This is a genomic window from Paenibacillus sp. 7516, from assembly GCF_002272715.1.
Classification (GTDB): Bacteria; Bacillota; Bacilli; order Paenibacillales; family Paenibacillaceae; genus Paenibacillus; species Paenibacillus illinoisensis_A.
The window spans coordinates 41987-67797 of the sequence record NZ_NPBI01000021.1; the positions used below are offsets into that span (position 1 = coordinate 41987).

Annotated in this window: 20 protein-coding genes; 19 read left to right on the forward strand and 1 reads right to left on the reverse strand. The window is 50.2% G+C overall.

The annotated features are described in order from the left end of the window. The first annotated feature begins 8 nt into the window (after positions 1–8). The 6 genes from CHI14_RS18700 to CHI14_RS18725 all read left to right on the forward strand — a co-directional run bounded on the left by CHI14_RS18700 (position 9) and on the right by CHI14_RS18725 (position 7385). Positions 9–1043, forward strand: a complete 1035-nt coding sequence (locus CHI14_RS18700) for a carbohydrate-binding family 9-like protein (protein WP_095290247.1) — start codon at positions 9–11, stop codon at positions 1041–1043. Then, the gene (locus tag CHI14_RS18705; RefSeq protein WP_095290248.1) at positions 1040–3694 is read left to right on the forward strand and encodes a transglutaminase-like domain-containing protein; all 2655 of its coding nucleotides are present in this window, start codon (positions 1040–1042) and stop codon (positions 3692–3694) included. The genes CHI14_RS18700 and CHI14_RS18705 overlap by 4 nt, the downstream gene beginning before the upstream one ends. Continuing rightward, the gene (locus tag CHI14_RS18710) at positions 3691–4737 is read left to right on the forward strand and encodes a glycoside hydrolase family 18 protein (RefSeq protein ID WP_095290250.1); all 1047 of its coding nucleotides are present in this window, start codon (positions 3691–3693) and stop codon (positions 4735–4737) included. The genes CHI14_RS18705 and CHI14_RS18710 overlap by 4 nt, the downstream gene beginning before the upstream one ends. 245 nt (positions 4738–4982) lie before the next feature. After that, complete coding sequence (locus CHI14_RS18715) at positions 4983–5420, forward strand: hypothetical protein (protein ID WP_095290252.1); 438 nt, start codon at positions 4983–4985, stop codon at positions 5418–5420. Positions 5421–5555: 135 nt separating this feature from the next. Then, positions 5556–6491, forward strand: a complete 936-nt coding sequence (locus CHI14_RS18720; protein WP_095290253.1) for a selenium metabolism-associated LysR family transcriptional regulator — start codon at positions 5556–5558, stop codon at positions 6489–6491. Between the two features lie 30 nt (positions 6492–6521). Beyond that, positions 6522–7385, forward strand: coding sequence for a PHP domain-containing protein (locus CHI14_RS18725; RefSeq protein ID WP_095290255.1), 864 nt, complete (start codon positions 6522–6524; stop codon positions 7383–7385). 82 nt (positions 7386–7467) lie between these two features. On the opposite strand, the gene CHI14_RS18730 is transcribed toward CHI14_RS18725, so the two are convergent. Next, positions 7468–9213 (reverse strand): Rqc2 family fibronectin-binding protein, encoded by a 1746-nt coding sequence (locus tag CHI14_RS18730; RefSeq protein WP_095290256.1) that lies wholly within the window; start codon positions 9211–9213, stop codon positions 7468–7470. Between the two features lie 321 nt (positions 9214–9534). On the opposite strand from CHI14_RS18730, the gene CHI14_RS18735 reads away from it, so the two are divergent. The 13 genes from CHI14_RS18735 to rlmN all read left to right on the forward strand — a co-directional run bounded on the left by CHI14_RS18735 (position 9535) and on the right by rlmN (position 25805). Next, complete coding sequence (locus CHI14_RS18735) at positions 9535–12348, forward strand: calcium-translocating P-type ATPase, SERCA-type (RefSeq protein WP_095290258.1); 2814 nt, start codon at positions 9535–9537, stop codon at positions 12346–12348. 149 nt (positions 12349–12497) lie between these two features. After that, positions 12498–13331: a diaminopimelate epimerase gene (gene dapF / locus CHI14_RS18740; protein WP_095290259.1), complete on the forward strand. Its 834-nt coding sequence runs from the start codon at positions 12498–12500 to the stop codon at positions 13329–13331. Between the two features lie 136 nt (positions 13332–13467). After that, entirely contained in the window at positions 13468–15357 is a 1890-nt protein-coding gene (locus CHI14_RS18745; RefSeq protein WP_095290261.1) for a bifunctional homocysteine S-methyltransferase/methylenetetrahydrofolate reductase, read from the forward strand. Positions 15358–15376: 19 nt separating this feature from the next. Further along, the gene (locus tag CHI14_RS18750) at positions 15377–16276 is read left to right on the forward strand and encodes a YicC/YloC family endoribonuclease (RefSeq protein ID WP_095290262.1); all 900 of its coding nucleotides are present in this window, start codon (positions 15377–15379) and stop codon (positions 16274–16276) included. 51 nt (positions 16277–16327) lie between these two features. Beyond that, positions 16328–16588 carry an extracellular matrix/biofilm regulator RemA gene (gene remA, locus CHI14_RS18755; protein WP_006209218.1) on the forward strand — a complete coding sequence of 87 codons (261 nt, stop codon included), beginning with the start codon at positions 16328–16330 and terminating at the stop codon, positions 16586–16588. A 13-nt stretch (positions 16589–16601) separates the two neighbouring features. After that, positions 16602–17174 (forward strand): guanylate kinase, encoded by a 573-nt coding sequence (gene gmk, locus CHI14_RS18760; RefSeq protein WP_095290264.1) that lies wholly within the window; start codon positions 16602–16604, stop codon positions 17172–17174. 156 nt (positions 17175–17330) lie between these two features. Beyond that, on the forward strand, positions 17331–17546 hold the full coding sequence (gene rpoZ / locus CHI14_RS18765) for a DNA-directed RNA polymerase subunit omega (RefSeq protein ID WP_095290265.1): 216 nt from the start codon (positions 17331–17333) through the stop codon (positions 17544–17546). Positions 17547–17666: 120 nt separating this feature from the next. Next, positions 17667–18902: a bifunctional phosphopantothenoylcysteine decarboxylase/phosphopantothenate--cysteine ligase CoaBC gene (gene coaBC, locus CHI14_RS18770; protein WP_095290267.1), complete on the forward strand. Its 1236-nt coding sequence runs from the start codon at positions 17667–17669 to the stop codon at positions 18900–18902. A 2-nt stretch (positions 18903–18904) separates the two neighbouring features. After that, entirely contained in the window at positions 18905–21454 is a 2550-nt protein-coding gene (priA, locus tag CHI14_RS18775; RefSeq protein ID WP_095290268.1) for a primosomal protein N', read from the forward strand. Positions 21455–21623: 169 nt separating this feature from the next. Further along, positions 21624–22112: a peptide deformylase gene (def, locus tag CHI14_RS18780; protein WP_095290270.1), complete on the forward strand. Its 489-nt coding sequence runs from the start codon at positions 21624–21626 to the stop codon at positions 22110–22112. Positions 22113–22118: 6 nt separating this feature from the next. Next, positions 22119–23078 (forward strand): methionyl-tRNA formyltransferase, encoded by a 960-nt coding sequence (gene fmt, locus CHI14_RS18785; protein ID WP_170948185.1) that lies wholly within the window; start codon positions 22119–22121, stop codon positions 23076–23078. After that, positions 23075–24574: a 16S rRNA (cytosine(967)-C(5))-methyltransferase RsmB gene (rsmB, locus tag CHI14_RS18790; protein ID WP_095290273.1), complete on the forward strand. Its 1500-nt coding sequence runs from the start codon at positions 23075–23077 to the stop codon at positions 24572–24574. Before fmt ends, rsmB begins: the two co-directional genes overlap by 4 nt. Before the next feature lie 190 nt (positions 24575–24764). Further along, positions 24765–25805: a dual-specificity RNA methyltransferase RlmN gene (rlmN, locus tag CHI14_RS18795; protein WP_095290542.1), complete on the forward strand. Its 1041-nt coding sequence runs from the start codon at positions 24765–24767 to the stop codon at positions 25803–25805. Positions 25806–25811: the final 6 nt, after the last annotated feature.

Here is a 25811-nt window from a genome sequence, read left to right on the forward strand (position 1 = left end):
TCAACAAGATGCTAAGTGGCGTGCCTATTCCACATATCGATGTTTATCAGCCGAAACACTACATTTGCCAACGTGCAGCAGGTGAATTGGAGCTTGACGGAAGGCTGGATAAGCCTTTTTGGGATCAGGCGGAATGGACGGACAAGTTCGTAGATATTGAAGGGGATCTTCGTCCTGCTCCGGCCAAGGATACAAGGGTAAAAATGCTATGGGATGATGAATATTTTTATTTCGGTGCCGAGCTTTGGGAAGATCAGATCTGGGCAACGTTGACGAAGCGGGATTCTGTCATTTTTTATGATAATGACTTTGAAATTTTTATTGATCCTGACGGGGACAGCCACGGGTATTACGAATTCGAGATCAATGCGCTAAATACGGTATGGGACCTGCTCCTCATCAAGCCATACAGGGACGGAGGGCCACCGCTGGACAGCTGGGATATGAAAGGATTAAAGACAGCCGTGTATATTGACGGCGAGCTGAATCGTCCGGAAGCGGTTAACCGGAAATGGTCTGTTGAGGTTGCGATCCCGTGGACGAGTCTGAAAGAATGCGCCAAGGAAAGGCGGGCACCCCTACCGGGTGAATTTTGGAGAGTCAACTTCTCACGGGTGGAGTGGCAGACTGAAGTGATCGATGGAAATTACCGCAAAGTAATGGATCCCGGAACCGGTAAGCCATACCCTGAGGACAACTGGGTCTGGTCACCGATGGGACTGGTGAACATGCATTATCCCGAACTGTGGGGTTATGTTGTGTTTGCCGGTGAGCATGCTCTAGACGATTTTGTGCTTCCGCAGGATGAACGGATCAAATGGGAGTTAAGAAAGCTATATTATCTGCAGCGTAATTACAGAGAAAAGAATGGGACTTTTACGCAAGATCTGTCATTGCTCGGCTGGACTTCTGATGTGGATGTTTGTCCCGAGGTCTACGCTGCTGCAAGCCTGTTTCAGATTTCAGCTGCGACTGCGGATGGGGCGGGAAGATGGCTCATTCGCGAAGACGGGAACCTGTGGGAAGAGAGGGATGCAAAATGAGTGTACAAACGTCGGCGTTTTCGCTTACCCCCAAAGAAATGAAATCTATTGAAGATAAATTGAATATCAAAAAGAAGCTTGTCCAGGCACAGGCTGACGAGATCTTTTCCGTATTTAGGGAGCCGCTGTCCGTAGAAGAAGAGTGGGCGCTCAAGTTTGTGTATGCATACAGTCCGCTTCAGGATCTGGCAGATGTTCCGGGCTCACTGTTTCTAAGTCACATAAGATCAACTCTGCGAATGCGGCGGGAGGTTCCGTGGGGGCAGCGGGTACCGGATGATTTGTTCCTTCACTTTGTGCTTCCATGCAGGGTGAATACGGAGAATATTGAGGATTGCAGGGCGACCTTCTATGAAGAACTGGCTGATCGCGTCAAGTCGCTCACGATGTCAGAAGCGATTCTGGAAACCAACTACTGGTGCCATGAAAAGGCAGTCTACACAGGCAGCGACCTTAGGACGGTTTCGCCGCTCACCATGATTCGGAGTGCAAGGGGACGCTGCGGGGAAGAATCAACGCTGGCAGTGACCGCACTGCGAAGTATCGGGATCCCTGCCCGTCAGGTATACACTCCCCGCTGGGCGCATTGTGACGACAATCATGCATGGGTGGAAGCGTGGGCTGACGGAACCTGGCATTATATCGGCGCCTGTGAACCGGAAGCCAGGCTGAATCAGGGATGGTTTACGCCTCCTGCCCGTCGGTCGATGCTGATGAATACGAGAGTACTTGGTGGTTACCATGGTCCGGAGGATGTGACACTGGCAACCGAATGGTACACCGAGCTGAATCTTTTGGAGAATTACGCTCCAACGAAGGAGCTGACCGTAGCGGTCAAGGATCTGGCCGGAGTTGCAGTGGAGGGTGCTTCCGTGCGATTTGAGCTGTATAACATGGCCGAATTCTATCCGATTGCGGAGTTATTAACGAATGAAGAAGGAGAAGTGGTCTTCAAAACGGGATATGGCGATCTGCTCATCCGGGCGGTATATCAGGGACGGTGGCGAGAGCATAAGATCACGATTGACCAGACAGACCGATTGGAACTAGTGCTGGATCTGCAAAATCAATCTGAGCAGGAGAGCGGAGTGATTGATTTCGATATGGTTCCTCCGCCTGAGACGGAGGGAGAGGAACTCCCGGCATTGACAGGGGAAGCGGAGTCGCTCCATCAGCGGCGTTTGTCGGAAGGGACGGATATCCGTACTGCGTTTGAGTCAACGTTTGTAACCCATAAAGAGAGCGTGGATCTATCTCGCGAGCTAAGCCTTCCGGAGTCCAGGGTATGGGACGTCATGCAGAAGGCGCGCGGAAATGGCCATGAAATTGCAGCGTTTCTAAGAGAAAGCTCTCCTGAGCACGGGCAATGGCCGTTGTTGCTGCTGGAGTCGCTGAATAGTAAAGATTTAATTGATACGTTCCGTCCAGTCCTGCATGAACATTTGGCTTATTCGCTTCCGCTGCGTGGTATGCTCCCGGATACCTTGTTTATTCCCTATTTGTTATGTCCGCGCGTTGCCTTTGAAATGCTTGGCCCGTACAGGAGACAATTCCAAGCCGCGTTTGCTTCAGATGAGAGGGACGCAATGGTGAGAGAGCCTTCGCTTCTTGCTGAGACACTCAAGGAAAAGTTCATTCATTGGGAGGATCTGCCCAATCTGAAAGGAAAGGGTACAGCTGCAGGAACCTATCGGATCATGGCCGGGGACGAGGAATCGCTGGCTATCCTGTTTGTTGCTCTCTGTCGCAGCCTTGGCATCCCATCGCGTTTGCATCCAAGTGAACGCAAGCCGCAGTATTGGCAGAAAGGGTTCTGGATCTTCGCGGATCTTGGCATTAAAGAAAAGGGGAAGCAGCGAATGGGAAGCATTCGTCTTGTGCAAAACCAGTCAGGAGGAAACATGCCGGAGGCTTCCTACTATGAGAATATTTCCATTGCGCGTCTTGTTCAGGGGAAATACGTGACCCTGCATTTTCCTTATAAAGAGACAAAGCTGTTTGACGAGCCTCTGCCAGCAGAGGAGGGCGCGTATCGCATGACGACAGGCGTACGTTTGAAAAACGGCACAGTAAGAGCTCGATTCACTTATTTTAATTTGAACGAAGGGGAAGAGTCTTGTGTTGCCGTAACCTTCCGCAGCGCCGATGAAGAAATTCCTGTCCTTGGAACGGTGGATAAGCACGCGGAACTGCGGTGGCAGGACGAGAACGTAACTACACTCGAGCGTAGCGTAAGTGGAACGGCTGCAGGCATACTTCTTTCCTGGATTGAACCGGACCGAGAGCCGACCATGCACTTGCTGAAGGAACTTGCTGACCTGAAGCAAGAACTGGTGGAACGGAATATATCGGTTGTTTTAATTACTGGCTCTGCTGGTAAAGGAAAATCCTTGAAGACGGAGCAGCTTGAGATGCTGCCGTCACAAGTTCGGTTAGGCGAGGCATCACCTGCCTCACTGCCCGAAGTGTTCCGTAGCTCTGGAGCGACAGAGTCGGGATACCCCCATCTGGTTGTTCTGGATGAGGCTTATCAGATTCGTTATGTCTCATCCGGATATCGGATTGGTGCCGTGAGGGAAGCCATTCAGGTAAGCTCGCAGCTGGCCGGACAGCGCAGTGAACCATTCCAACATGATGGAGGCAGCCTATGAACCCCAAATGGATTATTGGATACGTCGGACATCGTGATTTGAATAATGTACCGGAGGCAGAGCTGAGCCGAATGACGCATATCAATATCGCTTTTGCTCATATACAGGAAGGTATCATTCAGACCAGCCATCTGCAGCATATGGACCGGATTCCAAACATCAAGAAAGCTTACCCGGATTTGAGATTGATTTTGTCTGTGGGAGGCTGGAGTGCAGGTGGATTCTCTGAGGCAGCTGCAACCGAGCAAGGAAGACAGAAGCTCGCAGAATCCGCTGTTCTGGCAGTGACTACCTATGGCCTGGACGGGATTGATCTGGACTGGGAATACCCGTGCTATGGGGAGGCGGGTATTGCTGCCTCTGCCCAGGACAGAGTTAACTTTACACTGTTGTTAAAAACGATAAGGGCGGCTCTGACGAAGCAAGGTGAGCAAGATGACAGGTATTACATGCTGACCATTGCAGCTGGTGCTGACCAGTACTACATTGACGGCACCGAGATGGATCAGGTACAGCAGTATCTTGATTATGTGCAGCTGATGACATATGACATGCGTGGAGGGTTTCAGGTGCTGACTGGACACCATACCAACCTCTATACTGCGACAGGTGATTTATACCGGATTAGCACGGATGCGTCCGTACGCATGTTTCTAAAGGCAGGTGTACCCAGAAATAAAATCGTTATAGGTGCGGCATTTTACTCCCGGATGTGGGAGGGTGTGCCTGACCGTAACAACGGATTGCATCAGATGGCTAAGACGACCGGAGGCTACGGTCCGGAATATACGGATTTAAGCGAGAAGTATATTGACCTTAACGGATATATCCGTTACTGGGATGATGAAGCGAAGGCACCTTATTTGTTTAATGGTAACACGTTCATCTCATACGACGATCCGGAATCAATAACGGCCAAATGCCGATATATCCTTGAACAGGATCTCGCGGGATTGATGTTCTGGGAATACAAATGCGATGCGTCACATGAGCTGCTGAGAACGATGGATGACGAGCTCGGCGCAGGACGACATGTGTTATAGGTGTGAGAAACTGAATACCTTCTGCGGAATCCGCCATATCGCGGGTTCCTTTTCTTTTAAAAAGAGATTAATATAGAGAGAAGGTTATTGGTTATCATAGGTTTTTGCTCACTTTTATAAAGAATTAGGCACAAAACGGATTTTGTGAAAAAATCTAAACTTACGCCTTGAGCTTACGGGACTTATGTTGTAATATATTTGGTAATAAATAGATAGAAAGTCCTATCTGGTGGAGAGTGATTCCCATGCGTGATAAGGTGATGCAACGTTGGAGCACCTACGAGCCGTTTTTCGTAGCTCTTGGAGACAAAAAAGTGGCTGACATCGTCATTACCCATCATGCCAAAATGCGGTATGCAGACCGTATTGAGCCCACGCGTAATGATGATGACCATATTGCGGCTTGGTTATGGGAGTGTCTGAAGCAGGACCGTATTACGCCATACTACCGTAATGAGCAGGACGTCTACCTCATCGACGAGGATGTGGTAGTGGTTGCGGAATTTTCCGAGCTTGAAGGTGAATATGACATCGCCGGCAATCCTCTTCACAAGATGATTGTAGTTACCTTTTTGGGGCGAATGTCAGAGACCATTGAGCTTCGTGACCTGAAATCGTATTATTCCTGGTTGAGGCATTCCAGACGAATGACTCTGGTGAAGAACAGTCGGAAGCACAGGTAATTCAGAAGAAATATTTCAGATTTTTAGCCATGATATATTCAAGCTACATCGCATGCAGACAAGCTGCATGCTTTTTTTGTTGGAATTCAAGAAATCGGCTACAATGAGGTAAGTGTACAGAAGAGGGGCGAAGATATGAATTTTCATCAGTTGCATATTTTTTACACCGTGGCGGAAAAGGGGAGTTTTTCAGCAGCTGCGCAAGCCTTACATATGACTCAGCCTGCGGTGACGATGCAGATTCAATCACTGGAGGACTATTTTGGCACCAAGCTGCTGCACCGTTCAACCAAGAAGATAGAATTATCCGAAGCTGGGCGAACCCTGCTGCCGCATGCCAAGCGGAGTGTGGAACTGGTCAGACAGACCGATGAAGCCATGTCGGCCTTCACCCAGATGCTTCAGGGAAGATTACAGCTCGGTGCCAGTTTGACCATTGGCGAATATGTTTTACCGAGGATGCTGGGTCCCTTTGCACGTCAATATCCTGATATCTCGATCGTAATGAAAGTGATGAATACAACGCAAATTATGGACGATATTTTGAAACACCAGTTGAACTTTGGCCTGATCGAAGCCCCGATCCATCATCCCGACATGATTGTGGAACCGGTGATGCAGGACGAACTGAAGCTAGTTGTTCCGGCAGGTCACGCGCTCGCCGATCGCGGGGAAGTGGAGCTGGAAGAGGTTATGGCTTATCCGTTTGTACTCCGGGAGAAGGGCTCCGGTACAAGACAGGTCATGGAAGACCAACTGCAAAAGAAAAACATTGACCCGCAGGACATGAATGTTGTGATGGAGCTTGGAAGTACGGGTGCAGTAAAATCGGCGGTTGAAGCCGGTGTGGGTATTACCATGCTGTCTCCTTCCTCCGTTCAGCATGAATTAGCACTTGGTCTCGTGCATATTGTTGAGATCCGCGGACTTGCATTCAAACGACAATTCTATGCCATTCATTTGAAGTCTTCCCTGCTCCCTCTATCCGCAGTAGCATTCTTGAACTACTTGAGACAGCAGGAGCACACAGGCGCGGAAGAAATGATGGATAAAGGAAGTAAGCAATCGTGAACACAACCATGTAGCAAGGAGATGTTGTTAATGGATCAACCTAACGGACGCTGTGATCTTCATACCCATAGCCAGGCTTCGGATGGTATGCAGTCACCTGCCGAAAATGTAAGGCTGGCCAAACAAAAGGGACTGTCAGCCGTTGCAATCACAGATCATGATACGGTAGCAGGTGTGGCAGAGGCGCAGCGGACAGGTCTGGAATGTGGTATCGAGGTTGTGGCCGGCGTTGAGATCAGTACCCGCGCAGGAGGCAAGGACATCCATGTGCTGGGTTATTATGTGAATACATTGGATGAACTCTTTCTGGAGCGGCTGCATGGACTTCGTGATGCACGAGAGGAACGAAATCATCGCATTATTGCCAAGCTGCAGGAGCTTGGTCTTGATATTAGCTGGGAGGAAGTCATTGAGGGGCTGGGGCGTCCTCTGGAGCCTGATGAGAGCATCGGCAGACCGCACATGGCCGATGTCCTGGTCAGCAAAGGCTATGCTGTCGATATGCGGGATGCCTTTGATCGTTATCTGGCTGAAGGAAAGCCGGGCTTCGTATCTGTTCCTCGTGTCGCTCCTGAAGATGCCTGTCAGTGGATTAGAGAGGCAGGGGGAGCCGCAGTTATTGCACATCCGGGTCTCTATGGAGATGATGAACTGGTTCGCCGGATCATTGAGCAGTCCCGTCCAGACGGAATTGAAGTATTTCATTCCGACCATGGCCCTGAAGAGGAACACAGGTATGCCGCATTGGCACGTGAATTTGATTTAATTGTGACAGGTGGCTCAGATTACCACGGTGTGAGACAGGGGGTTGTTTTTCACGGGGATCTGGGGAGCAAGACGGTAGCATTGGATGTGCTTGAACAACTGCGGACAGCGGCAAACCGCCAATTATAACACAAATTGAAAAGGCCCAGAACACGATAGTTCTCTGTTCTGGGCCTTTTTGTGTCATTTTGTTGGTGAATGCACCTGCCGCCTATCCGTTTTTGATGGTGGATGGCAAGCTTTTGACCAACTCTTCATTGGGCGTCACAAACAGTGTTTTTTGATGATCGTAGATGACGAAACCGGGCTTGGCACCGCTTGGTTTCCGCACGTGACGAATAAAGGTATAGTCCACAGGAACACTGCTTGATTCCTTGGCCTGACTGAAATAAGCTGCGAGCTGTGCTGCTTCCTCTAGGGTAGCTTCCCCGAAGTCCGTGCTGCGAATGACAACGTGTGAACCCGGGATGTCTTTGGTGTGCAGCCATGTATCATTGGCGGACGCCAGACGGTTAGTGACATATTCATTCTGCAAGTTGTTTTTGCCCACCAGAATATCAATCCCCTCTGTCGAGGTAAACTGATGTACAGTTGGACGGTCGTTTTTCTTTTTCTTCTTGCCTTTTTTGTTGCGGTCGCGAAGATATCCCTGCTGAACCAGTTCTTCACGGATCTCCTCAATATCGTTCATGGAGGCGATGGACAGCTGCTGCAGCAGGTTGTCCAGGTAGTCGATCTCGTCCTTGGTTTTGCCGAGCTGCTCATGAATGACAGCCAGACTGTTCTTATATTTGTTGTACCGCTTGAAGTAACGCTGCGCATTGTCCGATGGTGTAAGCAGGGGATCGAGTGCGATAGTAATGGTTGCCTGATCTTCATCATAGAAGTTTACAAGCTCCACACTTTTGTCTCCCTTGCTAATCTGGTGAAGAGAAGCGAATAACAATTCACCCCATAATCTGTATTTTTCCGCGTCATCGGCTTCAAGCAGATCCTTGTTCAGATTGTCGAGTTTTTTGACGTTTTTGCTTCGTTCATTTTGCAGGAAACGCAGCAGATCACTTACCTTTTGCTTTACCGTATCCCGCTCGGCCTTATCCCCGTAATAATCCTCCATGCATTTGCTCATCGTGTCGTAGGTCTTCTCCGCATCCTGAATACCCTGAAGACGGACAGCAGAGAAGATCATTTTCCCTTTGGCATTCAGTCCTGTGATAGGGGTGTAGTTATTCTCTCTCACAGGTCCCATCACAGAATCAAAGGCATTCCAGAGGGCGTTCGCCTCGATCGATGCGTCTCCATTGTCACTATTGGAGGCACGAGCAGCAATCTCGCCTGCGATCAGCGGACTCAGGCCGCTGAATGAATTCACAAGCCAGCGGGCAGCCTCTTCTTCCGTTTCAGAGTAACCCTTGAGGAATTCAGCGCTGCTCACTTCCAGCGGATTAACTTTGTGCTGTTCTGGTGGAGCTGTATACGAAAAGCCGGGCATGATGACCCGATAGCTGCTGATGGAAGGGGTAACGTGATGTATGCCGTCCAAAATCGTTCCCGTGACCGGGTCGAGCAATACGATATTGCTGTGACGCCCCATGAGCTCAATGATGATTCGTTTTACGGATACGTCACCGAGTTCGTCGCGTTGGCGAACGTCAATGTGGATGATCCGTTCCATGCCGATCTGACGAATCTCCTCTATAATGGCTCCCTCGCAGTGCTTGCGCAGCAGCATGCAGAACATCGGTGCTTCTGTAGGGTTTAAGAATGTCTTCTCCGTAAAGTGCACACGGGGATACGTCGGACTGGCCGATATCAGCAATTTGCTGTTCCCGCGTTGTGCACGAAGGGTCAGTACGACATCATGGCCGTTAGGCTGATGAATTTTGCTAATGCGGCCGCCTTTGCAGCCCTGCAGTTCGTGTACGATGGCTCGTGTAACAATGCCGTCCAATGCCATAGTTTTCAACTTCCTCTCTATCTATAACTGAAACACACAACTGGAATATGTAAAAATCAGAACCGGTTGCAGTTCGTTTGTCACTTGCCTTCTTGCATAAGATACTCGGCTTCTACTGCGTTATGACCGCAGACTTTTATTTTAGCCTATTCTGTCCATCAGGGAAAGGATTCACCATCCGGGTGCTAATTGGGGTCCTGTCCGAATACATATAGAGCAGGTAGTTTGTCCGGCGTGACATACAGCTGCCTGTTAGCGATCACGAGCAGCTGTATGAACGTCTTTTACAGGAAATATAGACTGGGAGGGGAACCTTGAAGCATGGAACAGACCAAGTGGCATCAACTAAGCGTAGAAGAGCTTCGCAGCACGCTTGACGTCAATCTGGAGGAAGGATTGACGGATGAAGCTGTTGCGCAGAAGAGGAAGGTCGCCGGTTCAAATGAGCTGAGTGAAGGAAAACGAATATCCCCAATTACACTGCTCCTTAACCAATTTAAGGACTTTATGGTGCTCGTTTTGATGGGGGCGACACTGGTGTCCGGACTGCTCGGAGAATATTTGGATGCCGTTACCATTGTGGCGATTATTGTGTTAAATGCCATTCTGGGCTTCGTACAGGAATTTCGGGCTGAGCGTTCCCTTCGCGCATTGAAGCAGCTGTCCGCACCTCTTGCCAAAGTTCTTCGGGCCGGTCAGGAAGTGCAGCTTGCTGCCAAACAGCTGGTGCCTGGGGATATCATCCTTGTCGAGAGCGGAGATCGCATCCCGGCGGATGTAAGATGGCTGGAAACGAACAGTCTGGATGTGGAGGAATCGGCACTCACTGGAGAATCGGTTCCGGTAAGCAAGCATTGCAACCCCATTGCAGACGATGCCGTACCGCTCGGCGATCAGAAAAACATTGGATTTATGGGCACCATGGTTACCCGCGGGACGGCCAGAGGCGTTGTCATTCGGACAGGCATGGATACCGAGATGGGCAAAATTGCCGATCTTATCCAAAATACCGAGGAGCAGGAGACGCCGCTTCAGCATCGTTTGGAGCAACTGGGCAAAATACTCATTTTTGTCGCACTGGGGCTTACCGTGATGGTCGTTGTGGCTGGTATTTTGCATGGACAACCGGCGATTGGGATGTTCCTTGCTGGCGTCAGTCTGGCGGTGGCTGCCATACCTGAAGGTTTGCCGGCGATCGTCACGATTGCACTTGCGCTGGGTGTGCAGCGAATGATTAAGCGCAAAGCCATTGTACGAAAATTGCCTTCTGTCGAGACACTTGGTTGTGCCTCCGTGATCTGCTCGGACAAGACGGGAACATTAACCCAGAACAAGATGACCGTGACCGATGTGTGGCTGGAAGGTCGCAGTATCCAAGTCACCGGGGACGGGTATGCTCCGGAAGGACAGATGCTGGAAGACGGCCGGACGGTGGAGCTGAAGAGTGATCAGACGCTGCGAAGACTGCTTCAGATCAGTGCGTTATGTAACAATGCGAGTATTGTGGAAAGTTTCTCGGAAGAGCGCAATAAGAAAAAGGGTAAGGATGGCAAGAAGGAGGCAATCAAGGAGGATGGCGTCGTATGGGAGCTGAAAGGCGATCCAACCGAAGGCGCGCTCGTCACTCTGGCCTCCAAAATGGGTCTTACTCCTGCCGGCCTCAAAGAGTTATATGCACGTCAACAGGAGTTCCCGTTCGATTCGGACCGCAAACGAATGTCTGTCCTCATCCAGCATCAGGGAGGCCGCATGGTCTACACCAAGGGTGCTCCTGATGTGTTGATCGGACAATGCAGCTATATTTTATGGGAAGGTAAAGTTGTACCCTTCACCGGAACGTTGAGACAGAAAGTGATGGCTGCAAACGAGAAGATGGCCGGAGCAGCCCTGCGTGTCTTGGGGATGGCTTATCGTGAAGTACGCCCTGAGGAAAAAGTAGATGACGAACATGCTGCCGAAAATCAGCTTGTGTTCGTTGGACTTGCCGGCATGATTGATCCACCTCGGAGAGAAGTCAGAGATGCGATTGCAACTTGCCGCAGAGCGGGGATCCGTACGGTCATGATTACGGGTGACCACGGGACTACTGCAGAGGCGATAGCCCAGCAGCTGGGCATTCTTCCGCGGGGCGGGGGTTCGTTAAGCGGGCAGCAGCTGGCAGGATTGACGGACGATGAGCTGGATAAACAGGTGGAAGGTATCTATGTCTTCTCCAGGGTGTCACCTGAGCACAAGCTCCGGATTGTAAAATCCCTGCAGCGCAAAGGCCATGTCGTAGCGATGACAGGGGACGGTGTCAACGACGCACCAGCGATCAAAGCGGCGGATATCGGGATTGCGATGGGAATTACAGGTACGGATGTGACGAAAGAAGCATCCGCCTTGATTCTCAGTGATGATAATTTCTCTACTATTGTAGCGGCTATTGAAGAAGGGCGTAATATATATGAGAATATCAGGAAGTTTATTCGGTATTTGCTTGCTTCCAACGTGGGCGAGATCTTGACGATGTTCTTCGCGATGATGATGGGACTGCCGCTGCCGCTCGTGCCCATCCAGATTCTATGGGTGAACCTCGTGACAGATGGCCTGCCGGCCATGGCACTGGGTGTGGATCAGCCGGAGAAAGATCTGATGGAGCACAAGCCACGCGGCGCCAAGGAAAACATTTTTGCCCGGAGACTGGGCTGGAAAATCATCAGCCGAGGTGTATTGATCGGATTATGTACATTAGGTGCGTTTTGGCTTACCCTCCAAGCAGCTCCGGATCAACCGGGTCAGCTTATCAAAGCACAGTCCGTAGCTTTTGCGACGCTTGTTCTGGCTCAGCTTATTCATGTATTTGACTGCCGGAGTTCTCGCTCCATTTTCCACCGGAATCCGCTCCAGAACAAATATCTGGTTCTTGCGGTTGTCTCGTCCGTGGTGCTGATGCTGGTTGTGATGTACGTGGAGCCGCTGCAGCCGATCTTCAAAACCGTACCGCTCGGCATGCGTGAATGGGCCATTTCCATTGTAGCCGCAGGTATCCCAACGTTCCTGATGGGAGCAGGCAGTGTCTGGGGTGGCCGTCGTAACCGTCGCCGGATGGGTCCTGGAAGCTTCGTACCGAAAAGTACAAAGTTTTCAGCATAAAATCAATAGCTTTTCCTTATCGTTTTCGTTATGCTATCCTCAAAATGATTCGGGGCGAAAGCCTTCGACATTTTGCAGGATAGCTTTTTTGTGTAAACAGGCAAGAATAACGCTTTGGCAGCAGACTGCCAAAAGGAGTGGGCAAGGATATGGAATTTACAAAAATGCACGGACTTGGCAACGACTTTATCGTTGTATTTGGAGAAAAACAGCTTCCGGCTGATGCAGCAGAGCTTGCTATGAAATGGTGCAACCGTTTCTTCGGCATCGGTGCGGATGGACTCGTTTATATACTGCCTTCGGAGAAGGCGGATTTTCAGATGCGCATTATGAACTCCGATGGTTCGGAAGCGGAACAATGCGGCAACGCGATTCGCTGTGTAGCGAAGTATGTTTATGACCATGGTCATGTGACTTCGGAGCACATCACAATTGAAACCATCGGCGCTGGTGTGCAGCCGGTAACCCTTAATGTACTTGACGGCAAAGTGGCAACCGTTCGTGTAGATATGGGCGAGCCTATTTTGGACGGGCTTCAGGTTCCGACAACAGTGGATGCCAACCCTGTGGTTGACCATACCATTGAAGCGAACGGACAGGAGTTCAAATTCACGGCAGTTTCGATGGGGAATCCCCACGCTGTCATTTATGTAGATGATGCAGTGAACTTTGATCTCTCGACTTGGGGGCCGGTGCTGGAAGTTCATCCGATGTTCCCGAAAAAGATCAATGTTGAGTTTGCCACTGTACGTGATCGCGGATTCGTCGATATGCGTGTATGGGAACGTGGTGCGGGTCCAACCCTGGCTTGTGGAACTGGAGCTTGTGCAACGCTTGTATCCTCAGTATTGAACGGACACACGGATCGTACAGCAGTGATTAGCCTCAAAGGCGGAGACCTGCATATTGAGTGGAACGAAAGTGACAATCATGTGTATATGACCGGACCGGCAGAGGTTGTTTTCAAGGGAGTCACTTCATAAGATGACAGTTTAAGCCAAGAGGCCTTCGGGCCTCTTTTTTGACTGAATTTCATGGAAATCCTGTGTTTTTCTACGTTATTGATCGGCTTTTGTGTTACATTAGTATGAAATGATCAGCTAGGCGGGGGGAAAAGGGATGAAGGCGGATTTGCGGAGTGTCTTGCAGGAACGAGTTCTCATTGGAGATGGGGCGATGGGAACATATCTGTACCAAATGGGTTTCCCGGTAGGAATTTCATACGAGGAGTTAAATTTGGTTTCACCTGAAGTGGTAGCAGATGTGCATCGTCGTTATTTGGAAGCGGGTACTGAAATATTTGAGACCAATACGTACTCTGCCAACTATGACAAATTGTCCAAGTTCGGACTGGAATCGAAGGTGACGGAAGTCAATCGTGCGGGTGCACGCATTGCCAAGGAGGTCGCCGGTTCAAACGGGTACGTTCTAGGGGCCGTGGGTTCCATTCGTGGAGGCAAGCGGACCAATGTATCGACAAGCGAACTGAAGCGTTTCTACGAACAGCAGATTTTTGCCCTGCTTGAAGAAGGGGTTGACGGGATTCTGCTTGAAACCTTCTATGATATCGAAGAGATGGATATTGCCCTGCTGCAGGCTCGCAAGCTGAGTGATCTGCCGGTGATTGGGCAGTTTGCAGTTGAGGATATTGGACATACGCTGGATGGATACACGATGCCGGAAGCGTTCCGGATCATGCGTGAGCAGGGTGCGGACGTGATTGGGTTTAACTGCCGCTCCGGTCCAAACGGAATTATGCGTGCCATGGAAACCGTATCCGGGCGAATCGGAGTTCCGATGTCTGTTTACCCTAACGCGGGGGCTGCAGACTATGTCGATGGCCAGTTCCGTTATGGTGCTACACCGGAATATTTCGGGCAGACCGCGGTGCAATTCGCCGATCTGGGCGCCCGTATTATCGGTGGATGCTGCGGTACGACGCCTGATCATATTGCGGCAATCGCACAGGCTCTTTCCGAATACACTACAGCACCCATTGTCCTGCCTGACCCAACAGAAGCAAAACCGCGTATCGTACTGCATGAAAATGTGGATGAACGGTCCGGCCGTGGTGGACAGCCGACCATTGTGGATCTGGTCAAACAGCGCCACACGGTTATCGTTGAACTCGACCCGCCTCGTGACCTGGATATTGCCAAATTCATGAAAGGTGCCGAAACACTGAAAGCCGCTGGTGCGGATGCGCTGACACTGGCTGACAACTCTTTGGCGGTAACCCGCATGAGTAATATGGCTCTGGGACATCTCGTTCAGGATCGTACGGGCTTACGTCCGCTTGTACATATTGCTTGCCGTGACCGAAATCTCATTGGGACCCAGTCACACATGATGGGTTTTGACGCTCTCGGTATCAACCACGTGCTTGCGGTTACAGGTGATCCAGCGCGTTTCGGTGATCTTCCCGGATCCAGTTCCGTATACGATCTGACTTCATTTGAAATTATACGTATGATCAAGCAATTGAACGACGGTGTAGCTTTCTCCGGCAAACCACTTAAACAGAAGGCTGGTTTTGTCATCGGAGCAGCGTTTAACCCGAATGTGAAATATCTGGATAAGGCGGTTCAGAGACTGGAGAAAAAGATTGCCTCCGGTGCCGATTATATTATGACGCAGCCTGTCTATGACCCGCAATTGATCGTAGCTATGCATGAGGCGACCAAACATTTGGAAGTACCTATTTTTGTTGGTGTAATGCCGCTGGCAAGTGGACGAAATGCAGAATACCTGCACAATGAAGTCCCAGGCATTCAACTGTCGGACGAAGTTCGTTCTCGCATGGCTGGTCTCGAAGGAGAAGAAGGACGGGCTATGGGCGTAAAAATTGCCAAAGAGCTATTGGATGTGGCAACAGCCCATTTCAAGGGGATCTACCTGATGACTCCGTTTATGTTCTACGGCATGACTGCCGAACTGACCCAATATGTATGGGAGAAGTCCGAGCACCAATGTCCTACTTGTTTCAACCCTAATAATCAATTACAATAGTGTAACGGATGTGATGCCGATGTCATTCAGTATGACCGGATACGGTCAATCCGCCTTTCATTTTGGAGGCTACAAGGTACAATTGGAGATCAAATCCGTCAATCATCGTTACTGTGAAGTGATGATGCGCATGCCAAAAGAATGGACATGTTATGAAGACGGATTGAGGAAAAGAGTACAGAGCCGGCTGAAGCGCGGGCGGATTGATGTTTATGTAATGAAAGAAAAAGATGAAGATCAGGCTCTTCCTGCCGTGCTTAATGAGCAGGCAGTCAGGGCCTATCTGCAGGCAGCAGAACAGCTGGAATCCCGCTTTGGGATGCAGGGCAAACCGAGCATTATGGACATGCTTTCATTGCCGGATGTCATGGTTCATTCCGATGGAACGAGTTCAATTCTGGAGGAAGAGAAGGACGAGTGGGAGCGTGTGCTGCAGCAGAGCTTGGAAGAGGCCTTGTCCAGTCTGGAGCAAATGCGCGCGCGTGAGGGTCTTCATCTGGCCAGTGATCTGGAACGGCGGATTAGTCGTCTGGAGTCGCTGCATACCGAGATGCTTGCTCTTGCACCTACTGTGGTATCAGATTACCGCAACAAGTTAAGACAAAGGCTTACGGAAATGCAGGAGGAAGGCTCTTTCCCTTTTGACGAGCATAAATTGGGTATGGAAATTGCTGTGTTTGCCGATCGTTCTAACATAGAGGAGGAGCTTACGCGTCTACTCAGCCACTTCGGACAGAGCAGGGAACTGCTGAAGAGTGAAGAGCCGGTAGGCCGCAAGTTGGACTTTCTTATTCAAGAGATGAATCGGGAAGTCAATACGATTGGATCAAAAGCCAACCATTTGGCTCTGGTGAACCGTGTTGTCGAGATGAAGGCGGAGCTGGAGAAAATTCGCGAGCAGGCGGCGAATATCGAATGAACGGCCATATTTCGGCAAGAGAGTCGCATGTATAGGGGGAAGAACCTGATTATGGCAATCAAACTCATTAACATTGGATTCGGTAACATCGTATCGGCGAACCGGATTATATCCATCGTAAGTCCGGAATCGGCGCCGATCAAGAGAATTATACAAGAGGCAAGAGATCGTCATATGCTGATAGACGCAACGTACGGAAGACGTACTCGTGCCGTGATTATTACGGATAGCGATCATGTCATTCTGTCGGCGGTTCAGCCTGAGACGGTCGCCCATCGTCTTTCTTCGAAAGATGATGACAACGACGAATAAAATGGAGTGTAATATGTCTAAGGGATTACTGATAGTGTTGTCCGGCCCATCTGGGGTCGGGAAGGGTACAGTATGCAGCGCTTTGCGCAAACGTGTGCCGGAGTTAATCTATTCTGTGTCTGCAACGACTCGCCAGCCTCGTCTGGGTGAAGAGCATGGTGTGAACTACTTCTTCAGAAGTCATGAAGAGTTCCTGAAAATGATTGCTGAAGACCAGCTGCTGGAGCATGCAGAATATGTAGGTAACTATTACGGAACACCACGTGACTTTGTGGAGAAAACCATTAACGAAGGCCGGGATATCATTCTTGAGATTGAAGTTCAAGGCGCGTTAAAAGTGAAAGAGAAGTTCCCGGAAGGGATTTTTGTATTTCTGCTGCCTCCTTCATTGGACGAGCTCAAAGATCGCATCCAGGGACGCGGTACGGAGAGTCAGGCGACAATTGATCACCGGATGTCCGTAGCCGTGGATGAGATTAGTCTGCTGGAGCAGTACGATTACGCTGTCGTTAATGACGAGATTGATTTGGCGTGCAAACGAATAGAAAGCATTATTATCGCCGAACATTGTAAGATCAATAAATAATTTTTTTGGCGGCCGCAGGATGCAATTATTCGGAGAACTGCTGACATATATCTATAGATGGTCAGACGAAGTTCGGTTCGTGTGAACGACTGAATGGTTGCATTCTGTTAGGCGGGTCAAAGGGATTATACTAATGCAAAGAGGTGTTTTGTAAACATGCTGTATCCTTCTATTGATGAAATGATGAACAAAGTCGACAGCAAGTATTCTCTTGTTGTTGCTGCTTCCCGCCGGGCCAGACAGCTTCGTGAAGGCGAAAAAACGGATCTGAGAAATGCGAGATCCCATAAACAGGTTGGCGTTGCACTCGAAGAAATTTATGGTGATCATCTCGTTGTCATCAAAGGACAGGACGAAGAGGAAGAAGAGTAAGCCGCCTGCGGCTGCTCTTCAACTGCATACGGCGCAAGCCGGACTTATTTGACAACCGCGAGGTTGTTATTTTTTTCTCTATTCATCGTTTAAACGTCGTATATATCGGGGGAAATAACCATGTTGAACGGTAAAAAAATCGTACTTGGCGTGACTGGCGGCATAGCCGCATACAAAGCGGCTACATTATGCAGTAGACTGGTGCAAAAAGGGGCGGATGTACACGTCATTATGACGGACTCTGCCAAACAGTTTATTACCGAATTAACGCTGCAAACGTTGACCCGAAATGTAGTCTACAGTGATACATTCGATGAGCGTGAGCCATCGGTTGTATCACATATTCATTTGGCCGATATGGCGGATTTGGTTCTGGTTGCCCCGGCAACAGCCAACGTTATGGCCAAAATGGCACATGGCATGGCCGATGACATGCTCTCTACAACACTGCTGGCAACGACCGCCCCGGTGATGATCGCACCTGCCATGAATGTTCATATGTATGATCACCCTGCTGTCCAGCACAATATGCGTCTGCTTTCCGAGCGAGGAACACTGATGATTGAACCAAGTGAAGGACAGCTCGCATGTGGATACGTGGGTAAAGGGCGACTGGAAGAGCCGGAGACGATTGTTGAGGTAGTTGAACGTTTTTTTGAAGATCAGGCAACAGCCAAACCGGACTTGAAACAACAGGCCGCATTGTTAAAAGGCAAAAAAGTGGTTGTGACGGCCGGAGGTACGATTGAGCGTATTGATCCTGTCAGATATATTACCAATGACTCTTCCGGCAAAATGGGATTTGCCATTGCTGCTGCAGCACGTGATTTGGGAGCAGAGGTTACGCTTGTTATGGGCAGTACACAAGTTCAGCCGCCAACGAATGTGGAAGTGATTCGGGTGCAGTCTGCCCAGGATATGTACGAAGCGGTTACGAGTCACTGGGATCATGCTGATATCGTCGTTAAAGCGGCGGCAGTTGCCGATTACCGTCCCAAGGAAGTACACGAGGAGAAAATAAAAAAGAAAGGCGATACGCTATCGCTGGAACTTGTTAAAAATATAGATATTCTTGAAACACTAGGGAAGCAAAAGAGTCATCAATTTCTAATTGGTTTTGCCGCAGAGACCCATTCTGTAGAGATGTACGCAAGGGAGAAGCTGGAACGGAAAAACTGTGATCTGATCGTAGCCAATGACGTCGCCCGTCCGGGCATCGGATTTGGAGCAGATACCAATGCGGTTCATATATATGACCGTGAAGGGTTGGTGGAAGAGCTTCAGGTGATGTCTAAGGAGGACATAGCTCACCGATTGCTTGCGATTGCGGCGGAGCGCATTGCCGGGAGGAATTAAATATGGAGATCGCCAAGGTTATTGTCGATGTTCCGGTGAAACAGACCGATCGGCCCTTTGATTATCTGGTGCCGGAATCGATGCGTGATTGGATTGAGATTGGCAGTCGGGTAGGTGTACCTTTTGGACATCGAACCGTGCAGGGATTCGTGGTTGATCTTGTACCGCGTACCGGAACAGAATCCTTCAAGTTGAAGCCCATTCAGGAACTGTTGGACATCGTCCCCCCCTTGTCAGAAGATCTGGTGCAGCTCGCGGAGTGGATGAGTGAGCGATATGCCAGCAACCGCATTTTATCGCTGCAGGTCATGGTGCCGACGGCACTGAAAGGTAAAGCGGAACGATATATTTCCATTGGGGATGCACTGGATGGACAGCAAGCCGGAGCACCGTCGGATGAAGATGTTCTCTTCGTGTGGGGAGAGGAGTCCACCTCCGAAAAGGTTCAGCAGGACATTATACGTTTTGTGAGAAGCCGGGGGCAGGTGCCTTTGCAGCAATTGAGCCGTAAATACCCCAATCATGCAGCGTTGATCAAAAAGCTTCTGCTTGGCGGTGTATTGCTGGAGAGCCAGGCAATCAAGGACAAGCTGAACAAAAAAACAATGAAGGCAGTGGATTTGGCGGTAGATGCGGCTGCGGCGCAGGAGGCACTTGCATCTTTCCCGGCGAAGGCACAGCGGCAGAAGGAGGTTCTTGCTTTTCTGCTGGAAATGAAAGAGCTGCTGCCGATGCCGATGAAAGAGTTGCTGGCCACGCTTCAAGTGTCTGCGGCTACCGTCAAAGGGCTTGAGGAGAAAGGGCTGCTTGTAACGGAAGACGTGGAAGTCTTTCGTGACCCTTACCAGGGGAGGAAGTTTCGCGCCACTGAACCGCTTGCTCTTACTGCAGAGCAGCAGAATGTGTACGATAAAATTAATGGCCGATTACAGGAAAGGCGCCATGGCGTCTTTTTGTTACATGGTGTAACAGGCAGCGGTAAGACGGAAGTATATCTGCAGACGATTCAGCAATGTATTGAGCAGGATCGACAGGCGATTGTTCTTGTACCTGAGATTGCCCTCACACCACAAATGGTTGAGCGGTTTAAAGGACGATTCGGAGACCAGGTTGCCGTCATGCACAGCCGTCTTTCGGGTGGAGAGCGTTATGATGAATGGCGCAAAATCCGGGAAGGCCAAGTAAAGGTTGCCATTGGCGCGCGTTCCGCTGTCTTTGCTCCATTTGACCGACTGGGTCTAATTATTATGGATGAGGAGCATGAGACTTCTTACAAACAGGAAGAAACGCCGAAATATCATGCCCGTGATGTAGCTGTAAAAAGAGCACAGCAGCATCAGGCTGTGGTGGTTTTGGGCTCCGCGACGCCTTCGCTGGAAAGTTATTACGCCGCACGTTCGCAGAGCAATGATGATTTTGCCCCGCTGCTGCTGGAAATGCCTACTCGGGCGCTCGGCAACAATCTGCCGGATGTGCGGATCATTGATATGCGCGAAGAGTTGAAGGATGGCAACCGTTCGATGTTCAGCCGGGCTCTGCACAAGGGACTGGAGGAACGCTTGGAGCGTGGGGAGCAAACGGTTTTACTGTTGAACCGCCGAGGCTATTCCACGTTTGTCATGTGCCGCAGCTGCGGTTATGTGGCCGGTTGTCCCGAGTGTGATATTTCACTGACGTATCACCAGCGTTCAAACAATCTTCGGTGTCACTATTGCGGGTATGCAGAAGCTGCTCCCGAGGTATGCCCGGAATGTGGCAGTGAACATATCCGTTACTTTGGTACAGGTACGCAGCGAGTGGAGGAAGAACTGGCCAAGCTGTTCCCGGGAATTCGTGTGATCCGCATGGATGTGGACACAACGACGGAGAAGGGGTCGCATGAGAAACTTCTGAAGCAGTTCCGGGAGAAAAAAGCGGACGTGCTGCTCGGTACCCAGATGGTTGCCAAAGGATTGGATTTTCCAGATGTCACCCTTGTGGGTGTCATCACGGCAGACTCGGCACTGAACCTGCCCGATTTCCGGGCTGCCGAGAAGACCTTCCAGCTGTTGACCCAGGTAGCGGGCCGTGCAGGGCGCCATCAATTGCCTGGTGAGGTATTTGTGCAGTCCTATACGCCGGAGCACTATTCCATTGGGCATGCAAGCCAGCATGATTATGTTTCTTTTGTCCGTGAGGAACTGCTTCACCGCCGCAATCTGCAATACCCGCCATACTGCCGCCTGATTCTGGTGACCTTCTCGCATGAGCAATTGCCTGTACTGATCCGGCTGGCTGAAAATTACACACGTCTGTTGAAAGAACGTGCCAATGCAGCGGGCTGGCTGGGAAGCCTCGACCGTTTCAGTAACGATGCCTTCGACGTGCTAGGGCCTGTAGCCTCGCCCATTCCCCGGATCAAGAATAGATACAGATTCCAATGTATGATAAAATGGCGGGGGGATGTAGACGCTATCGGAATCGCGCTGGAGACAGCCCGGCGTATGGACGATGATGTTCAGGCGCAAAAACTGCTCATTAGTTTGGATGTAGACCCGCAAATGTTAATGTAAGCATGATGCATCGTTTTCCATGGACACTTCGTGTGATAAAAGTTGGGAAAATGATTAGAGCAAAATGTGGATGTGAACAAGCGGTATAAACATAGATTAAAAACAAAGCAAACGATAATCAAAAGAATGATACCCAACATGAGATTTGGGTTAGGAAGGTGCTTACAACATGTCGATTCGTATTATTGTTAAAGAACCAGATGAGGTGCTTCACAAAAGAGCCAAGGAAGTTACAAAAGTAACACCCAATGTACAAAAACTGCTGGATGATATGGCAGATACCATGTATGACGCTGAAGGTGTAGGTCTTGCTGCCCCTCAAGTAGGCATTTTGAAACGCTTGATTGTCATTGATGCCGGGGATGAACAGGGCCTCATCAAAATGATCAATCCTGAAATCATCGCAAGTGAAGGCGAACAGTTTGGGCCGGAAGGCTGTCTGAGTATTCCTGGTATTAACGGCGACGTTCGCCGTTTTGAGACAGTTACCGTTAAAGGCTTGGACCGTGAAGGCAATGAACTGATTATTACGGGCAGCGGTCTGTTGTCCCGGGCATTCCAGCACGAGATTGATCACCTGGATGGCGTACTCTTCACGGATATCGCTGAGAAGGTGTACGAAATTGCAGCCGATCAGACGGGACCGCGACGTAATTAAGGAGTGATGGATTTGAATATTGTTTTTATGGGTACCCCTGAATTTGCTGTCCCTTCTCTGGATATGCTTATCGCTGAGGGTTATAACGTGGTGGGGGTCGTCACCCAGCCCGATAAACCGCAAGGCCGCAAAAAAGTGCTCACGCCAACGCCTGTTAAGGCTGCGGCTGAGCGCCATGGCCTGCCGGTATTTCAACCGGTAAAGCTGCGTGATCCTGAATCCGTGGCCAGATTGGCTGAATGGAAGCCTGATTTGATTGTCACTGCAGCATTTGGGCAGATTTTACCGAAGGCCGTACTGGATATGCCTGTACGAGGCTGTGTGAATGTGCATGGTTCTCTTTTGCCCAAATATCGTGGTGGTGCTCCAATTCAGCGCTCCATTATTAACGGGGAGTCCGTAACGGGAGTTACCTTGATGTTTATGGCAGAAGGTTTGGATACCGGGGACATGATCTCTCGTGTGGAAGTGCCAATTACCGATGAGGACACCTCCGGCACCATGTTTGTGAAGCTCAGCGATGCAGGCTCCAAGCTGCTGCAGGCAGAAATGCCCCGTCTTATTGCGGGGGAAACCACGGCTGTCCCTCAGGATGAAGCCGAAGCTTCGTATGCCCGCAACCTGACTAGGGAAGACGAGAAAATGGACTGGAATCGAACATCCCGTGAGCTCTATAACCAGATCCGTGGTCTTGTTCCGTTCTCTGGTGCATTTACGATGTGGGACGAGCAGGTGTTTAAGGTATGGGCTGCTGCTAATCCCAATCAAATGGGAGCTTCAGAAACTGGAGCCAAAGGACAAGCTGAGCCTGGTACGGTGCTGCAGTTGAATGCATCCGGTATCGAGGTGCAGACGGGCGACGGTTCACTCTGGCTGACAGAAGTTCAGCCGGCCGGCAAGAAAGCGATGAAGGCGGCTGACTTTGGCCGCGGCGGTACGCTGAAACCGGGCACGGTGCTACGATGAGTGAGAATAGATCCGGCAGATCCGTAGACAGTCCGAGCAGAGGTAACGCTAAACAGAACCGTCGCCCGAATCCAGGGAAAACGGGTGGTTCCAGAAACGCTGGGGACTCCCGAACCTCGGGAGAAGCTTCGCGTTCCCAACGACCCAAAACTTCTCCTCGGGCACTTGCAGTGAAGGTGCTAAGTGCTGTGGAGCAGGATGGAGCTTACAGTAACCTGGAGCTCAATCGTCGTCTGAAAGAAGCGGAGCTTAGTCCGGCTGATGTGGGGCTGGCAACCGAGCTGGTATACGGAACAATCGCAAGACTAAACACGCTTGATTATTTCTTGGAACGTTTTGTAGCCAAAGGAACGGCCAAGCTCCAGCCATGGGTACGAAGTCTCCTGCGGATCAGCGTCTACCAGATGCTGTATCTGGATCGGATTCCGGAACATGCTGTTGTCAGTGAAGCCGTCAATCTGGCGAAGAAACTGGGTCACCAGGGAATCTCGGGCATGGTCAATGGCGTTCTGCGCAACATGATCCGTAACCGGGGTGAATTGCGGATTCCGAGTGATCTGCCAGCTGCTGAGCGCATTGCACTGGAACACTCTCATCCACTGTGGATGGTTAAACGCTGGATCAGCCAATACGGTGAAGAGACAACAGAAGCGATTTGCAAGGCCAATAATGAACCACCGGCAGTGAGTGTCCGGGTAAATACGACAATGACCACACGTGAGAAACTTATGCACGAGATGGAGAGCGCGGGCGCAGTGGTGGAGCCTTCCCGGTTAAGTCCTGACGGCATTCTTGTACGCAGCGGTGGGAATATGGCACTAACGTCATGGTACAGGGATGGACTGTTCTCGGTGCAGGACGAAAGTTCCATGCTGGTGGCAGAAGCGGTCGCACCTGAAGAAGGCCAAACCGTGCTGGACTGCTGTGCAGCTCCTGGCGGTAAGACAGCTCATATGGCAGAGAAAATGCAGGACCGTGGACGGATTATTGCCAATGACGTGCATGCACATAAGCGGCAGCTTATCATGGATCAGGCAGACCGGTTGGGTCTGGGCTGTATCGATGCAGTAACTGGAGATGCACTGGATCTGGATGAACGTTATCCACATGCTTCGTTTGACCGGATCCTTCTGGATGCACCTTGTTCAGGTCTCGGTGTCATTCGCCGGAAGCCGGATGTCAAATGGACCAAATCGCCTGAAGATATCGAAGATATATCGGGGCTTCAGCGAGAATTGCTGGACCGGGTTGCACCGCTGTTGAAGCCGGGCGGCGTTCTGGTGTACAGCACATGTACGATTGAGCCGGCAGAGAACGAACTTATGGTCGCTGACTTCCTGAAGCGCCATCCTGAATACCAGGCCGTGGATTCTGCCTGGACCGGAACCGAGATGGAAAAATGGAATCCGGTGAACGGGGGCGTGCAGATTCTGCCCCAGTATGCACACAGTGACGGCTTCTTCATTGCAAGGCTGACACGTACAGCCGATGAATAAATCCATAGTACGCAAGGAAGGCCGCCGGGGGGAACTTCGGCGGATTTCTTTTGTAATGGGGTGCGGCTTGTGCGCCGAGGTGTTATAATGCATGAAGTGCAGGACTCTAGGGCATACATGGATGTAAAGTGGTCTTTGTGATAGAATAGGAAGAATGAAAAGAAAAGAAGGAATAGGTGTTGACAACAAAATGAAACCTTTTATATATGATTTTTCCCTGGAAGAGCTGCAGCAATGGGCTGTTGAGAATGGGGAGCCCGCTTTTCGCGGTGGTCAGATTTTCGACTGGATTTATGTGAAGCGGGTAAATGATTTCAGTGAGATGACGAATCTGTCCAAAGCATTGCGCGAGAAGCTGGCAGAGCAATTTGAATTTGTAACCCTTACCGAAATTACAAAGTTTGAATCCAAAGATGGAACGGTGAAGTTCCTGTTCGGTCTTCATGATGATCATGCAATCGAAACAGTTATCATGAAACACAACTACGGTAACAGCATTTGTGTAACGACACAGGTGGGCTGCCGGATCGGTTGTACATTCTGCGCGTCTACACTGGGCGGATTGAAGCGTAACCTGACTGCAGGCGAGATTGTTGCTCAGGTCGTACAGGCTCAGAAGATTCTGGATGAGCGCGGCGAACGCGTAAGCAGTATTGTCATCATGGGTTCAGGCGAACCGTTTGAAAACTATGAAGCGACGATGACTTTCCTGCGCATCATGATTCACGAAAAGGGCCTGAATATCGGTCAGCGCCACATCACGGTGTCCACAAGCGGAATTGTTCCAAACATCTACAAGTTTGCGGACGAGGATACGCAGATTAACCTGGCGATTTCCATCCACGCACCGAATGATGCGCTGCGTTCCAAATTGATGCCGGTAAACCGTCGTTTTCCTTTTGACGATGTGATGGAATCCCTTCGGTATTACCTGGCCAAAACGGGCCGGAGAATCACATTCGAATATGCACTTATCGGTGGCGTGAACGATCAGCCGGAACATGCAGCGGAACTCGCAAGTGTGCTCAAGAACATGCTCTGCCACGTGAACCTGATCCCGGTTAATCACGTACCTGAACGCAAGTATGTAAGAACATCGAGAAGCGACATTTTCAATTTTCAGAAGATTCTTTCGGAGCAGGGTGTTAATGTAACCATTCGTCGTGAACAGGGACATGATATTGCTGCCGCATGCGGTCAGCTTCGTGCAAAGCATATGGAGTTGAGGTGAGAACGT